This window comes from Burkholderia pyrrocinia (genome assembly GCF_001028665.1).
Taxonomy (GTDB): Bacteria; Pseudomonadota; Gammaproteobacteria; order Burkholderiales; family Burkholderiaceae; genus Burkholderia; species Burkholderia pyrrocinia.
Genome location: NZ_CP011503.1, coordinates 2,258,658 through 2,273,684 on the forward strand (window position 1 = coordinate 2,258,658; position 15,027 = coordinate 2,273,684).

The 15,027-nt window shown below is 66.9% G+C and carries 12 protein-coding genes; 6 read left to right on the plus strand and 6 right to left on the minus strand.

All coding sequences use genetic code 11. From position 1 onward, the window contains the following. Nucleotides 1–2: 2 nt before the first annotated feature. The 3 genes from ABD05_RS10370 to zwf form a co-directional block, all read right to left on the minus strand. Complete coding sequence (locus ABD05_RS10370) at nt 3–1,931, minus strand: bifunctional transcriptional regulator/glucokinase (RefSeq protein WP_047900045.1); 1,929 nt, start codon at nt 1,929–1,931, stop codon at nt 3–5. After that, nucleotides 1,909–2,589 carry a 6-phosphogluconolactonase gene (pgl, locus tag ABD05_RS10375; protein ID WP_047900046.1) on the minus strand — a complete coding sequence of 227 codons (681 nt, stop codon included), beginning with the start codon at nt 2,587–2,589 and terminating at the stop codon, nt 1,909–1,911. The genes ABD05_RS10370 and pgl overlap by 23 nt, the downstream gene beginning before the upstream one ends. Before the next feature lie 88 nt (nt 2,590–2,677). Continuing rightward, nucleotides 2,678–4,147, minus strand: a complete 1,470-nt coding sequence (gene zwf, locus ABD05_RS10380) for a glucose-6-phosphate dehydrogenase (RefSeq protein WP_047900047.1) — start codon at nt 4,145–4,147, stop codon at nt 2,678–2,680. A 432-nt stretch (nt 4,148–4,579) separates the two neighbouring features. On the opposite strand from zwf, the gene ABD05_RS10385 reads away from it, so the two are divergent. From ABD05_RS10385 to ABD05_RS10400, 4 genes are all read left to right on the plus strand, one after another. Then, nucleotides 4,580–5,827 carry an ABC transporter substrate-binding protein gene (locus ABD05_RS10385; protein ID WP_047900048.1) on the plus strand — a complete coding sequence of 416 codons (1,248 nt, stop codon included), beginning with the start codon at nt 4,580–4,582 and terminating at the stop codon, nt 5,825–5,827. A 138-nt stretch (nt 5,828–5,965) separates the two neighbouring features. Then, a complete protein-coding gene (locus ABD05_RS10390; RefSeq protein ID WP_047900049.1) occupies nt 5,966–6,904 on the plus strand; it encodes a carbohydrate ABC transporter permease in 939 nt (312 codons plus the stop codon). Further along, nucleotides 6,894–7,751 (plus strand): carbohydrate ABC transporter permease, encoded by an 858-nt coding sequence (locus ABD05_RS10395; RefSeq protein WP_047900050.1) that lies wholly within the window; start codon nt 6,894–6,896, stop codon nt 7,749–7,751. Before ABD05_RS10390 ends, ABD05_RS10395 begins: the two co-directional genes overlap by 11 nt. 109 nt (nt 7,752–7,860) lie before the next feature. Next, the gene (locus ABD05_RS10400; RefSeq protein ID WP_047900051.1) at nt 7,861–8,979 is read left to right on the plus strand and encodes an ABC transporter ATP-binding protein; all 1,119 of its coding nucleotides are present in this window, start codon (nt 7,861–7,863) and stop codon (nt 8,977–8,979) included. A 92-nt stretch (nt 8,980–9,071) separates the two neighbouring features. Here the strand turns inward: ABD05_RS10400 and ABD05_RS10405 are convergent, their stop codons facing one another. The 3 genes from ABD05_RS10405 to trxB all read right to left on the minus strand — a co-directional run bounded on the left by ABD05_RS10405 (nt 9,072) and on the right by trxB (nt 11,559). Continuing rightward, nucleotides 9,072–9,695: a trimeric intracellular cation channel family protein gene (locus tag ABD05_RS10405; protein ID WP_047900052.1), complete on the minus strand. Its 624-nt coding sequence runs from the start codon at nt 9,693–9,695 to the stop codon at nt 9,072–9,074. Continuing rightward, the gene (locus ABD05_RS10410; protein WP_047900053.1) at nt 9,682–10,461 is read right to left on the minus strand and encodes a Smr/MutS family protein; all 780 of its coding nucleotides are present in this window, start codon (nt 10,459–10,461) and stop codon (nt 9,682–9,684) included. The genes ABD05_RS10405 and ABD05_RS10410 overlap by 14 nt, the downstream gene beginning before the upstream one ends. Nucleotides 10,462–10,596: 135 nt before the next feature. Beyond that, the gene (gene trxB / locus ABD05_RS10415; protein ID WP_047900054.1) at nt 10,597–11,559 is read right to left on the minus strand and encodes a thioredoxin-disulfide reductase; all 963 of its coding nucleotides are present in this window, start codon (nt 11,557–11,559) and stop codon (nt 10,597–10,599) included. 400 nt (nt 11,560–11,959) lie between these two features. Between trxB and ABD05_RS10420 the strand changes: the two genes are divergently transcribed. Together ABD05_RS10420 and lolA are read left to right on the plus strand one after the other, a co-directional pair. Then, nucleotides 11,960–14,269 carry a DNA translocase FtsK gene (locus tag ABD05_RS10420; RefSeq protein WP_047900055.1) on the plus strand — a complete coding sequence of 770 codons (2,310 nt, stop codon included), beginning with the start codon at nt 11,960–11,962 and terminating at the stop codon, nt 14,267–14,269. Nucleotides 14,270–14,315: 46 nt separating this feature from the next. Continuing rightward, nucleotides 14,316–15,005, plus strand: a complete 690-nt coding sequence (gene lolA / locus ABD05_RS10425) for an outer membrane lipoprotein chaperone LolA (RefSeq protein WP_047901156.1) — start codon at nt 14,316–14,318, stop codon at nt 15,003–15,005. Nucleotides 15,006–15,027: the final 22 nt, after the last annotated feature.

Here is a 15,027-nt window from a genome sequence, read left to right on the forward strand (position 1 = left end):
CATCAATCCCGCGCGACGTCCTTCGCCGCCGGCGACGCGCCGTGGCTCAGCCAGTCGAGCACGTCGGCCGTTTCGTCGTCGTTCGCGCGCGCCTTCGCCTGCGCGACGGCTTCGGGCAGTTCGCCGTTCGTCGACGCGCGGCGGATCGCGACGCCGACCGCGAGGATGTCGATCATCAGCAGATGCAGGATCCGCGAGATCATCGACAGCTGCGACTCGCGCATCTCGATGTGGTCGGTCTCGAGCGCGACGGTCGCGCGCTTCGCGAGCGGCGTGTTGCTCGACGTGATCGCGATCACCTTCGCGCCGGCCTGCATCGCGACGTCGAGCACGCGCAGCAGCTCGGGCGCGCGCCCCGACTTCGACACCGCGACGATCACGTCGCCCTTGCCGAGCAGCGCGGCCGACGCGGCCTGCATGTACAGGTCGCCGTACGCGATCGTCGGAATCCCGAAGCGGAAGAACTTGTAGTGCGCGTCCTGCGCGACGATGTTCGAGTTGCCGAGCCCGTAGAACTCGATGCGTCGCGCGCTGTTCAGGATCTCGATCGCGTTCTCGACATGCTCGAAGTTCAGGTGCTCGCGCAACTGCAGGATCGCCGACACCGTGTTGTCGAGCACCTTCGCGCCGAAGTCGGTGGCCGTGTCGCCGAGATGCACCTGGCTGTGGCTCATCGGGATCGTGCCGGTGAGGCCGGTGGCGAGCTTCAGCTTGAAGTCCGACAGCCCCTGGCAGCCGAGCGAGCGGCAGAAGCGGATCACGGTCGGCTGGCTCACGTCGGCCTTGCGCGCGATGTCGACGATCGGATCGTTGATGATCGAGCGCGGATGATTCAGCGCGAGATCGGCGACGCGGCGCTCGGCCGGCGTCAGCGCATCGCGCATCTGGCGGATCCGCTCGAACACGGCCGACGACGCACCGCCCGAGCGGTTCGACAGCTGCTCCGCGAGGATCGCCGACACGCCGAGGAACGCCGGGTATTCGGCGGTGATCAGGTAGGTCGGGATGTTCTCGAGATAGTGCGTGAAGCGGCCCTTCGCCTCGAAGCGCGCGCGGAACGACGAGCGCGTGAACAGTTCGCCGAGCTTCAGCGCGACGCCGCCGCCGATGTACACGCCGCCGAGCGCGCCGAGCGTCAGCGCGACGCTGCCGGCGAACGCGCCGAGAATCCCGCAGAAGCATTCGACCGTCTCGAGCGCGAGTGCGTCGCCCGCATGCGCGCGCTCGACGATCTCGACCGTGTCGACGGTCGCGGCGACGCGCTTCTTGTCGCGTGCGGCGAGCGCGCGATAGATGATCTCCATGCCGGGGCCCGCGCACACGCGCTCGAACGACACGTGCGGAAACTTCTTGCGCGCGTATTGCAGCACCAGGTCCTCGCGCTCGTCCTGCGGCGCGAACGATGCGTGGCCGCCCTCGCTGCCGAGCGCGATCCAGCGGTCGTCGGCCGGAATCAGTCCCGACACGCCGAGGCCGGTGCCGGGTCCGAGCAGCCCGATCACGCTGTTCTGGCGGCGCGCGCCGCCGCCGACCTGCACGCGCTGCGCGTCGGTCAGGCCCGGCAGCGCCATCGCGAGCGCGGTGAAATCGTTGACGACGAGCAGCGTGTCGAAGCCGAGCGCACGGCGCGTCGCCTCGATCGAGAAGCTCCAGTCGTGGTTGGTCATCGTGACCTGGTCGCCGTCGACCGGATTGGCGATCGCGATCGCCGCGTGGTTCACGCGGCTGATCTTCACGTCCTTCAGGTACTTGCGGATCGCGTCGGTGATCGTCGGGTAGTCGGCGCCGGGATATACGCGGATCTGCGTGATCTCGCCCGGGCCGGTTTCCAGCGCGAAGCGCGCGTTGGTGCCACCGACGTCCGCGAGCAGGCGCGGGCCGTCGGCATGCTGTCCCGCGACGACCGCCTTACTTTGCGCACCAGTAGACATCGAGCTGGGTCCCCTTGTCGTTGGCCAGTTGGGAAATCGCGTTCTTCTGCAGCGACGCGGCCGCGGCGTCGAGCACGTCGCGCTTGGCGGGGCCTGCGATCAGCAGGAACAGCCGGTCGACGCGCTTGAGCGCATCGAGCGAAAAGCTCACGCGCGGGTGCGGCGCGGCGCCCGGATGCACGGCGACGAAACGCTCGGGCGTCGCGATCGCGTGGTCCCATTCGGGTGCGTCGGCGAAGATCGACGCGGTGTGGCCGTCCTCGCCCATGCCGAGCACCGCGACGTTCGGCACGCGGTAGCCGGCGTTCGCGTTGAGGGCGGCGACATGCGCGTCGAGCGTGGCGCGCGTGTCGACGAGCGGCAGGAAGCGGGCAGGGGCCGCCGCGTGCTGCAGCAACGTGTCGCGCACGAGGTGCGCGTTGCTGGCCGCGTCGTCCTCCGGCACCCAGCGGTCGTCGACCAGCGTCACGTCGACGCCGGCCCAGTCGAGCGCCGCATGCGACAGCGTGTGCAGGAACGGGCGCGGGCTCGTGCCGCCGGACACCGCGAGCGTCGGGCGCGCGGGGCCGGCGAGCGCCGCGCGCAGCGCATCGCCGACGGCGCGCGCGAGCGCTTCGCTTTGCGCTTCCTGGGTGTCGAAAGCGTGGATCTCGATCACATCTCCTCCGGACTGCTTTGTCTGTTCAAATCGTATGAATCGTGGGGCACGTTGCCGGACGCGGTGACGCGCACGGCAACGTTCTGCATCAGTTTTCTTCTTCGAGCCAGCAGGTGTCGTGCTGCGCGAGCATCGCGCTCGCCGCGGCCGGCCCCCACGTGCCCGCCGCGTACGGCTTCGGCGGCTTCAGCGAGCGCGCCCATTCGTTCAGGATCGGCTCGACCCAGCGCCATGCGGCTTCCTGTTCGTCGCGACGCACGAACAGCGCGAGCCGGCCGTTGATCACGTCGAGCAGCAGGCGCTGGTACGCCTCCATCTGCCCTTCCTTGAAGAACCGGTCGAACGCGAGGTCGAGGTGCACGCTCGCGAGGTTCATCCCTTCGCCGGGCTGCTTCGCGAGGCAGTACAGGCGGATCGTCTCGTTCGGCTGCAGCCGGATCACGAGGCGGTTCGAACCGGGACGCAGCGCGGTCGGTCCGAGCGCCGAATGCGGCACCGGGCGGAAGTTGACGACGATCTCCGCGACGCGGTCGGCGAGACGCTTGCCGGTGCGCAGGAAGAACGGCACGCCGGCCCAGCGCCAGTTCTCGATCTCGACCTTCAGCGCGACGAAGGTTTCGGTCTGGCTGTCGGGCTTCACGCCCGGCTCGGTCGCGTAGGCCGGCACCTGCGCGCCCTTGATCACGCCCGCATGATACTGGCCGCGCACGGCAACCTTGCCGATGTCGCGCGGATCGACCGGTTTCAGCGCCCGCAGCACGCGCAGCTTTTCGTCGCGCACCGAGTCGGAATCCATCGAATGCGGCGGCTCCATCGCGACGATCGACAACAGTTGCAGCAGGTGGTTCTGCACCATGTCGCGCAGCGCGCCCGTATTGTCGTAGAAATCGCCGCGCGCTTCGACGCCGAGCTCCTCGGCGATCGTGATCTGGATGCTCTCGACCCATTCGCGGCGCCACAGCGGCTCGAACAGCGCATTGCCGAAGCGCAGCGCGAGCAGGTTCTGCACCGGCTCCTTGCCGAGGTAGTGGTCGATCCGGTAGATCTGGCCTTCCGCGAAGATCTCGCCGACCGCGTCGTTGATCGCATTCGACGAGCGCAGGTCGTAGCCGAGCGGCTTCTCGAGCACGATGCGCGAGCCTTCGCTCAGGCCGACCGACGCGAGCGCGTTGCAGATCGGCACGAACAGCGACGGGCCCGTCGCGAGATAGAACACGCGGATGCCGGGCAGCGATGCGATCGCGTCGCGCAGCACGGCGTAGTCTTCCGCGCGACCGAGGTCGAGCTTCACGTATTCGATGCGCTGGAGAAAGGACTTCCACGCGGTTTCGTCGAACGCCTTGCCGGCTGCCTTGACCGCATGCGGCTTCACATGCGTGTCGACCCACTCGAGATAACCCGCCTGATCCGATTCGTGCCGCGCCACCGCGACGATCCGGCCGCTCTCCGCCAGCATGTTCGCACGGTGCGCTTCGAACAGCGCAGGCAGGATCTTGCGCATCGACAGATCGCCGGTGCCGCCGAAAAGTACGAAGGTAAAGCTGGAATCGGTATGCATGTGTCTCCGCCGGGTTTGGGGGTGCTGGGAAGCAATCCGTAGTGCGATAAAAATATTTTTGACACTGAATTGTAGTTTAACTACAATCCGCCGCAAGGGGTAGCACCTGGGTGAAGAAAAAAAGAAGTGCGGTCGATGAACTGCGCGAGCTTCGCCCTCGGGAGCGCCTTGTGCCGAATGTTATCGGACATTGATGGCGCGCATCGTCCGCGCACCGTCGCCCCCGGGCTCGCGTCGCATCATCGCGGCGGGCCAGAAACACAAAGAGGAGACACGCCGTTGAATCTCGATTCACGCTTTCTGTAAGAGCCCGGCCGGTCATCGGCCCCGTACGCTGCATGCGTCCCGCGGCTCGATTTCCCCGTCGTTATCAAGAAGCCGGTTCCCGGTCAGGGAACCTCACGAGTTGATTCAGTCTGGAGGAGATAAGTAATGAAAGTTCGCTCGATCATGGGCGCGCTCTGCGCGGCAGGTCTGATGGCTGGCGCCGTGGCGGCGCAGGCAGCCGAGAATGTAACGGTGCTGCACTGGTGGACCTCGGGCGGCGAGTCGAAGGCCGTCGGCGTGCTGAAGGACGACCTGCAGAAGCAGGGCTACGTGTGGAAGGACTTCGCGGTCGCGGGCGGCGCCGGCGCCGCGGCGATGACCGCGCTGAAGACCAAGGTGATCAGCGGCGACACACCGTCGGCCGCGCAGATCAAGGGTCCGCTGATCCAGGACTGGGCCGACCAGGGCGTGCTCGTCAACATCGATTCCGCCGCCGGCGACTGGAAGCAGAACCTGCCGCCGGAAATCGACAAGATCATCAAGTACAAGGGCCACACCGTCGCCGCGCCGTTCTCGGTGCACCGCGTGAACTGGCTGTACATCAACAAGGCCGCGCTCGACAAGATCGGCGCGAAGGTGCCGACCACCTGGCCTGAATTCTTCGCGGTGGCCGACAAGCTGAAGGCCGCGGGCATCCAGCCGGTCGCGATGGGCGGCCAGCCGTGGCAGGACCTGACGCTGTGGGAAGACGTCGTGCTGTCGCAGGGCCCGGCGTTCTACAAGAAGGCGCTGGTCGACCTCGACCAGGCGACGCTGACGTCGCCGCAGATGCTGTCCGTGTTCGACACGGTGCGCAAGATCCAGGGCTACTTCGATACCGGCCGTAACGGCCGCGACTGGAACCTTGCGACCGCGATGGTCATCAACGGCAAGGCCGGCATGCAGTTCATGGGCGACTGGGCGAAGGGCGAGTTCGAGAACGCGGGCAAGAAGGCGGGCAAGGACTACATCTGCGCGGCGGTGCCGGGCACCGCGAATTCGTACACGTTCAACGTCGATTCGTTCGTGTTCTTCCAGCAGAAGGGCGAGAAGGCCGCGACGGCGGGCCAGGTCGCGCTCGCGAAGACGATCATGACGCCGGACTTCCAGGAGCAGTTCAGCCTGCTGAAGGGCTCGGTGCCCGTGCGCCTCGGCGTGAAGATGGACAAGTTCGACGACTGCGCGAAGAAGTCGTATGCCGACGAGCAGACCGCGATCAAGTCGGGCGGCTTCGTGCCGTCGCTCGCGCACGGGATGGCGCAAAGCGATGCGACCGCCGGCGCGATCACGGACGTCGTGACGAAGTTCATGAACTCGCAGCAGGATTCGAAGAGCGCGGTCGCCGCGCTCGCGAAGGCCGCGAAGGTCAAGTAACGCGCGACAGGCGCCCGGCCGGACACGCTTCATCGGCCGGGCGTTTTTGCAAGTGCAGCAAACGGGCTCGCCCGCGGGCCCGTGCCGTACCCGGCGCCGGCCCGGCCTGCGCCGCCCTCGTTCCAGGAGTCGAATCAAGTGGCTGCCCCTCTTAGCGGAAACGGATCCGGTGGTGCCGATGCACGGCGTACGTCGCCGATGTCGGCCTTCGCCGATCGCTGGATTCCGAAGCTCGTGCTCGCGCCGAGCGTCGCGATCGCCGTGGTGTTCATCTACGGCTTCATCCTGATTACCGGCTATCTGTCGCTGACCAACTCGCGGCTGTTGCCGAACTACGAATTCGACGGTTTCGGCCGTTATTCGGACCTGTTCCAGAACGACGTGTGGTGGACGTCCGCCGCGAACCTCGGCTGGTTCGGGATTCCGTTCATCGCGGTCTGCGTGTCGCTCGGGTTGTTCCTCGCGATCCTGCTCGACCAGCGGATCCGCAACGAAGGCGCGCTGCGCGCGATCTTCCTATACCCGATGGCGCTGTCGTTCATCGTCACCGGCACCGCGTGGCAGTGGATCCTGAACCCGGGCCTCGGCCTCGAGAAGGTGATGCACGACTGGGGCTGGACGAGCTTCTCGTTTGACTGGCTCGGCGATCCGGACAAGGCGATCTTCTGCGTGGTGATCGCGGCCGTATGGCAGTCGACCGGGTTTGTGATGGCGCTGTTCCTCGCGGGGCTGCGCGGCGTCGATGCCGAGATCTTCAAGGCCGCGCAGGTCGACGGCGCGACGTTGCCGACCATCTACCGCAAGATCGTGATCCCGAGCATGCGCCCGGTGTTCTTCTCGGTGCTGCTGATCCTGTGCCACATCACGATCAAGACCTTCGACCTCGTCGTCGCGCTGACGGCGGGCGGCCCGGGCACGTCGTCGTCGCTGCCGGCGATGTTCATGTATACGTTTTCGTTCAACCGCGGTCAGCTCGGGCTCGGCGCGGCGTCGTCGGTGATGATGCTCGCGACCGTGGTCGCGGTGCTGGTGCCGCTGATGTATATGGAATCGAGGAGCACCCGCAATGCAGCCTAAGATGACGATCAGCCGGGCAGTGATCTACGCGGCGCTGATCCTGTTCGCGCTGTATTTCCTGTTCCCGATCTACGTGATGCTGTCGACGTCGTTCAAGGACCTCGACCAGTTGCGCACCGGCAACCTGCTGACGCCGCCCACCAGCTGGACCGTCGATCCGTGGGTGAAGGCGTGGAGCGGTGCGTGTACCGGCGTGCGTTGCGACGGGATGAAGCCGTTCTTCCTGAACTCGCTGCAGATGGTGATCCCGGCCGTGCTGATCTCGTCGCTGATCGGTGCGTTCAACGGCTACGTGCTCACGCACTGGCGCTTTCGCGGCGCGGACGCGCTGTTCACGATGATGCTGGTCGGCTGCTTCATCCCGTTCCAGGTGATCCTGCTGCCGATGGCGCGCCTGCAGGGGATGCTCGGCCTCGCCAATACGATTCCCGGCCTCGTGTTCGTGCACGTCGTGTACGGGATCGCGTTCACGACGATGTTCTTCCGCAACTTCTACGTGAGCGTGCCGTCCGAGCTCGTGAAGGCCGCGCGCATCGACGGCGCGGGCTTCTTCACGATCTTCACGAAGATCCTGCTGCCCGTGTCGCTGCCGATCTTCATGGTGTGCCTGATCTGGCAATTCACGCAGATCTGGAACGACTTCCTGTTCGGGATCGTGTTCTCCGGCGTCGATTCGATGCCGATCACGGTGGCGCTGAACAACCTCGTCAACACGTCGACGGGCGTGAAGGAGTACAACGTCGACATGGCCGGCGCGATCATCGCCGCGCTGCCGACGCTGCTCGTGTACATCGTCGCCGGCCGCTACTTCGTGCGCGGGCTGACGGCGGGCGCGGTGAAGGGGTAGGCGCGCCTTATCCGATACGACGAACCGGCCGCGCACGTCGCGCGGCGCATCGAAACGAACCCGACGCGGCGCCGCAGCGCCGCGCGAGACGAGACTGAGGATTCACAGCATGGCAAGCCTTTCCATCCGTGACGTGTACAAGACCTACCCGAACGGGGTGCCGGTCCTGAAGGGTGTCGACATCGAGATCGAGGACGGACAGTTCCTGATCCTGGTCGGCGGTTCGGGCTGCGGGAAATCGACGCTGCTCAACATGATCGCCGGGCTCGAGACCGTGACGAGCGGCGAGATCTGCATCGACGGCAAGGTCGTCAACGACCTGTCGCCGAAGGATCGCGACATCGCGATGGTGTTCCAGTCGTACGCGCTGTATCCGTCGATGACGGTGCGCGAGAACATCTCGTTCGGCCTGAACATCCGCAAGGTGCCGAAAAGCGAGCAGCAGCAGATCGTCGACCGCGTGTCGCAGATGCTGCAGATCCAGCACCTGCTCGACCGCAAGCCGGGCCAGTTGTCGGGCGGCCAGCGCCAGCGCGTCGCGATGGGCCGCGCGCTCGCGCGCGATCCGTCGCTGTTCCTGTTCGACGAGCCGTTGTCGAACCTCGACGCGAAGCTGCGCATCGAGATGCGCGCGGAAATCAAGCTGCTGCACCAGCGCCTCGGCACGACGATCGTCTACGTGACGCACGACCAGATCGAGGCGATGACGCTCGGCGACCGGATCGCGGTGATGAAGGACGGCGTGGTCCAGCAGTTCGGCGCGCCGCAGGAGATCTACGATTCGCCGTCGAACCTGTTCGTCGCGGGCTTCATCGGCGCGCCGCCGATGAACTTCATCAACGGCAAGCTGGTCGAGCAGGGCAGCGGGATCGCGCTCGAGATCGACACGGGCCTCGCGCGCAGCGCGCTGAAGCTGCCGTTCGACGCGAAGCGGATGAACGGCCACGTCGGCCGCGAGGTGATCCTCGGCCTGCGTCCGGAGCGCATCACCGACGCACGCAACGCGCACAACGGCGAGGCGTCGAGCCTGCAGCCGATCGACGTGCGCGTCGACGTGACCGAGCCGACCGGGCCGGATACGCACGTGTTCGCGCAGGTGAACGGCAAGCGCATCGTGAGCCGCGTGCATCCGGCCGCGAACCCGCAGCCGGGACAGACGCAGTCGCTGCTGTTCGACGTGTCGAAGGCCGTGCTGTTCGATCCGGCGTCGGAAGAGCGGATCGCGTGACGTTGGCGCGCTCGCGCTGAATGAACCAGAAGGGGCCGTTTCGATAAACGGCCCCTTTTGTTTTGGCGCTGAAGTCGGCGCCGCGGCGGCAGTCAGTGCGGCAGCCGCACGTCGAACTTGAACGTCGCGAGCCGCGCGGCGAGGATGAAGCCGGTCGCGAGCAGCACGCTGTACACCGAGTCGAACTGCAGCCACACGAGCAGCAGGTAGAACCAGCAGCCGACGAACGCGCAGGTCGCGTACGGCCGAGAATCGCGCAGGATCAGCGGGATGTCGTTGCACAGCACGTCGCGCACGATTCCGCCCACCACGCCCGTGATCACGCCCATCATCACCGCGATGAAGCGCGGCATTTCGGCATCGAGCGCGATCGCCGTGCCCGAGATGCTGAAGATGCCGAGCCCGATCGCGTCGGCGACCAGCAGCAGCCGCTCGGCCGACAGTCGCGACAGCATCCGCAGCACGAACGGCGCGAACAGCGCGAGCACGAAGATCGCGATCACGTAGTCGTCGTGCACGACCCAGTAGAACGGCCGGCGCTCGAGCAGGATGTCGCGCAGCGTGCCGCCGCCGAACGCGGTGGCGAGTGCGACGACGAACGTGCCGACCGAGTCGAGGCGGTTCTTGCGCGCCTCGATGAAACCCGAAATCGCAAATGCCAGCGTGGCGATCGCCTCCAGTACGGCGATCGCGAGCGTCAGCCTAGGATGCGGCACGCGGCCCCCGGTCGGCGGGCGCCGCGAGCGGCTGCAGCAGCACGAGCACTGCGCCTGCGCCGCCGTCGTTGCCGCGCGCCTCGCAGAACGCGATCACTTCTTCCTTCTGCACGAGCCACGCGCGCACCTTGCCTTTCAGCACGGGTTCCTTGCCGATCGAGCCGAGCCCCTTGCCGTGGATCACGCGCAGGCAGCGCAGCCCCTTCTTGCCGGCGTCGCGGATGAATTCGGCAAGCGCGTCGCGTGCCTCGTCGCGGCGCATCCCGTGCAGGTCGAGCTGCGCCTGCACGATCCACGCGCCGCTCCTCAGCTTGCGCACGACGTCGCGGCTGATGCCGGGGCGGTGGTAATACAGCGAGTCGTCGCTGTCGAGCAGCGTCTCGGGATCGAATTCGTCGGACAACGTCGCGTTCAGCACGTCTTCCTCGTCGCGCTGCGTCTGTTTCGGCACCGGGTCGGGCGGCGTGCGGCCGGACTTCGCGCGCGGCGGCGCGTTCAGCGGCTGGATCGCGCCGATCTCGTTGCGGAACAGGTTCGCGTCGGCTTCCGCCTTGCGCTCGGCCTTCGCGGTTTCGATGCGCGTGCGTTCGCGGCGCTCGGCTTCGCCCTTCAGGTTCGCGCGTAGCGCGCCGAGGCCGGCGAGGCCCTGGCCGCGCAATGCGGCCGGATCGGGCGCGGGCGGCGGGGCGGCCGGCGCGGGGTTCGAGGGACGGGCGGCGATCTGCCGCTTCGCGGGATCGCTCGGATGGGGCTGGTTCTTCGCCATGATTCGGTAGCAGGGCAGGCGCGTTCGGGCGCGCGGGCAAAAAAAAGCCGCTGCGCGGCGGCAGCGGCTTTCCGGTCGAGCCCGCTTCGCGGCAGCGGACGCCATTGTAGCGCCCGGCGCGGCAAGGCTTGCGGCTTACTTCTTGTCGTGCAGGCTTTCGAGGTAGCGCTGCGCGTCGAGCGCGGCCATGCAGCCCGTGCCCGCGCTCGTGATCGCCTGGCGGTACACGTTGTCCTGCACGTCGCCCGCGGCGAACACGCCCGCGACGCTCGTCGACGTCGCGTTGCCGTGCAGGCCGCTCTTCGTCAGGATGTAGCCGTCCTTCATCTCGAGCTGGCCCTGGAACAGGTCGGTGTTCGGCTTGTGGCCGATCGCGACGAACACGCCCTGCACGTTCAGGTCTTCCGTCGCGCCGGTCTTCACGTTCTTGATGCGCAGGCCCGTGACGCCCGAATCGGCGCCCGTCACTTCGTCGAGCACGTGATCCCACTTGATCACGACGGCACCTTCCTTTTCCTTCTCCAGCAGGCGGTCGATCAGGATCGGCTCCGCGCGGAACTTGTCGCGGCGGTGGATCACCGTGACCTTCTTCGCGATGCCCGTCAGGTAGAGCGCTTCCTCGACGGCCGTGTTGCCGCCGCCGATCACCGCGACTTCCTGGCCGCGGTAGAAGAAGCCGTCGCAGGTTGCGCAGGCCGACACGCCCTTGCCCATGAACGCTTCCTCGGACGGCAGGCCGAGATACTGCGCGGACGCGCCGGTCGCGATGATCAGCGAGTCGCACGTGTATTCGCCCGAGTCGCCGATCAGGCGGATCGGCTGCTCGTGCAGTTTCGCGGTGTGGATGTGGTCGAAGACGATTTCGGTGTTGAAGCGCTCGGCGTGCTCGAGGAAGCGCGCCATCAGCTCCGGACCCTGCACGCCTTGCGCGTCTGCCGGCCAGTTTTCGACATCGGTCGTGGTCATCAGCTGGCCGCCCTGCGCGATGCCGGTGACCAGCACCGGGGACAGGTTGGCGCGTGCCGCGTAGACGGCAGCCGTGTAGCCGGCGGGGCCGGAACCGAGAATCAGGACTTTGGCGTGTTTGGGCGTGGACATGTGCGAATCCGTAAGAGACGGCCGCGGCGGGCGGGGTAAGGCTCGCCGTACGATCCGGGTTGACCGGGATGCCGTCATAGATGGGTATCAGTCGCGCATTATAAAGGCCCCGTTGCTGCGTTGCCGAACGAGAGTTTCAATCGTGCCGATAGCGTTTCGCGGTGCGCCTCCCGCGCCGGCGCGGCGGGCCGGTCGGGCGGCCGGCATGCGGCGGCGCGTTGTCGCAGGCCCGGGCACGGGCTCGGCCGTCCGTCCGGCTTGCGGTCGCTTGAGGCGCCCGGTTCGGCACCCCGTCCCTGTTATGTAACCGTCATTTACACTTGGCGGCCCGGTGCAGCGTTTACAATAAGCGGGATCGAACGACAGGCGGGCGCACGGCCCGTCCTCTTTATACGGATTCATGGCAAAAGCTCCTTATTCCGCCCAGGCACAGGCGTTGCCGCACCGGATGTCGAAGCTCCTCACGGAGATCCGCTGGATTCTCCAGGTCGCGCTCTGCGCCTTTCTGGTGATGGCCCTGCTGAGCTACAGCCGGCGCGATCCGAGCTGGACGCACGCCGCGCAGGTGGACCACATCTCGAACTGGGCCGGCCGCGTCGGCGCGTGGACGGCCGACATCATCCTGCTGCTGTTCGGCCTGTCGGCCTACTGGCTGATCGTGCCGCTCGGGCGGCGCATCGCCGTCAACTACCGCCGCATCACGCGCCACGAGGCGATTCCCGACGAACCCGAGCGGCCGATCGGCTGGCTCACCGAAATCTTCTCGTTCGTGCTCGTCGTGCTGGCGTGCGACGGCATCGAGGCGCTGCGCATGTGGTCGCTGAAGGTGCAGTTGCCGCGCGCGCCGGGCGGCGTCGTCGGCGAGGCCGTCGCGGGTGCGATGTCGCACGCGTTCGGCTTCACGGGCGGCACGCTGCTGCTGCTGATCGCGCTCTCGATCGGTCTGTCGCTGTATTTCCGCTTCTCGTGGCTGTCGGTCGCCGAGCGCGTCGGCGGCGCGATCCTGTCCGCCGTCAACGTCGCGAAGCTGCGCCGCGAGGCCGAGCGCGACCGCAAGCTCGGCGAGGCCGCGGCCGTGCGCCGCGAAGGCAAGGTCGAAGAGGAGCGCGTGCGCATCGAGGATCACGAGCCCGTGACGATCGTGCCGCCGGTCGTCACGCCGGCGAAGTCCGAGCGCGTCGAGCGCGAGCGCCAGGTGCCGCTGTTCACCGACCTGCCGGGCGATTCGACGCTGCCGCCGGTGTCGCTGCTCGATCCCGCGCCGAAGACGCAGGAAGCGATTTCGGCCGATACGCTCGAATTCACGTCGCGCCTGATCGAGAAGAAGCTGAAGGATTTCGGCGTCGAGGCGAGTGTGGTTGCCGCGTATCCGGGCCCGGTCGTCACGCGCTACGAGATCGAGCCGGCCACCGGCGTGAAGGGCAGCCAGATCGTCAACCTCGCGAAGGATCTCGCGCGCTCGCTGTCGCTCGTGTCGATCCGCGTCGTCGAGACGATCCCCGGCAAGAACTACATGGCGCTCGAGTTGCCGAACCAGCGCCGCCAGACCGTGCACCTGTCCGAGATCATCGGCTCCGAGGTGTATGCGGCCGCATCGTCGGCGCTGACGCTGAGCCTCGGCAAGGACATCGGCGGCAAGCCCGTGTGCGCGGATCTCGCGAAGATGCCGCACCTGCTCGTCGCCGGCACGACCGGTTCGGGCAAGTCGGTCGGGATCAACGCGATGATCCTGTCGCTGCTGTACAAGGCGACCGCCGAGCAGGTGCGCCTGATCCTGATCGATCCGAAGATGCTCGAAATGAGCGTCTACGAAGGCATTCCGCACCTGCTGTGCCCGGTCGTTACCGACATGCGCCAGGCCGGCCACGCGCTGAACTGGACGGTCGCGGAGATGGAACGCCGCTACAAGCTGATGAGCAAGCTCGGCGTGCGCAACCTCGCGGGCTACAACAACAAGATCGACGACGCGGCGAAGCGCGAGGAGAAGCTGCCGAACCCGTTCAGCCTGACGCCGGAAGATCCCGAGCCGCTCGGCCGCCTGCCGAACATCGTCGTCGTGATCGACGAGCTGGCCGACCTGATGATGGTCGTCGGCAAGAAGGTCGAGGAGCTGATCGCGCGGATCGCGCAGAAGGCGCGCGCGGCCGGCATCCACCTGATCCTCGCGACGCAGCGTCCGTCCGTCGACGTGATCACGGGCCTGATCAAGGCAAACGTGCCGACGCGGATCGCGTTCCAGGTGTCGTCGAAGATCGACTCGCGCACGATTCTCGACCAGATGGGCGCGGAATCGCTGCTCGGGATGGGCGACATGCTGTACCTGCCGCCCGGTAGCGGGCTGCCCGTGCGCGTGCACGGCGCGTTCGTCGGCGACGACGAAGTGCATCGCGTCGTCGAGAAGCTCAAGGAGCAGGGCGAACCGAACTACGTCGAAGGCCTGCTCGAAGGTGGCACCGCCGACGGCGACGAGGGCTCGGCCGGCGCGGGAACCGGCGAAGGCGGCGGCGAGTCTGATCCGCTGTACGACCAGGCGGTCGAGATCGTCATCAAGAACCGCCGCGCGTCGATCTCGCTCGTGCAGCGACATCTGCGGATCGGCTATAACCGCGCGGCGCGGCTGCTCGAGCAGATGGAACAGTCGGGGCTCGTGTCGGCGATGTCGTCGAGCGGCAACCGCGAAATTCTTGTGCCGGCGCGCGACGCGGAATGAGTCCGCGGCGCCCGCAGCGCCGGCCACCCAGGGAGAAAACCGCATCATGCAGCAACTTTCGTTCGTCCCTTCCCTTCGTTCGACGCGGCGCTGGCTCGGCGCGGCGTTCGCCGGCGCATCGCTGATGCTCGCGGCGACGCACGCGTTCGCGGGCGGCACCGAACAACTGAAGGCCTTCGTGTCGCAGGTGCGCTCGGCGAAGGGTGACTTCACGCAGCAGATCGTCAAGGCGCCGGCCAAGGGCGCGAGCGCCGTGCAGGCCGCGCCGAAGCCCACCGACAATTCGAGCGGCACGTTCGTGTTCGCGCGGCCGGGCAAGTTCATCTGGACGTACCAGAAGCCGTACCAGCAGGTGCTGCAGGCCGATGGCGACAAGCTCTACGTATACGACCGCGACCTGAACCAGGTCACCGAGCGCAAGCTGAACGGCGCGCTGGGCGCGAGCCCTGCCGCGATCCTGTTCGGCAGCAACGATCTCGACAAGAACTACACGCTGCGCGATGCCGGCGAGAAGGGCGGCATCGAGTGGCTCGAGATGCTGCCGAAGGCGCAGGACACGCAGTTCCAGCGGATCGGCATCGGCTTCAAGAACGGCACGCTCGCCGCGATGGAGCTGCATGACGTGTTCGGCAACGTCACGCTGCTGACGTTCACGAACATCCAGACGAATCCGCCGCTGAAGGGCGATACGTTCAAGTTCGTCGTGCCGAAGGGCGCCGACGTGATTACCGGCTGACCGGCGCTGCGCGCCGCTTTTC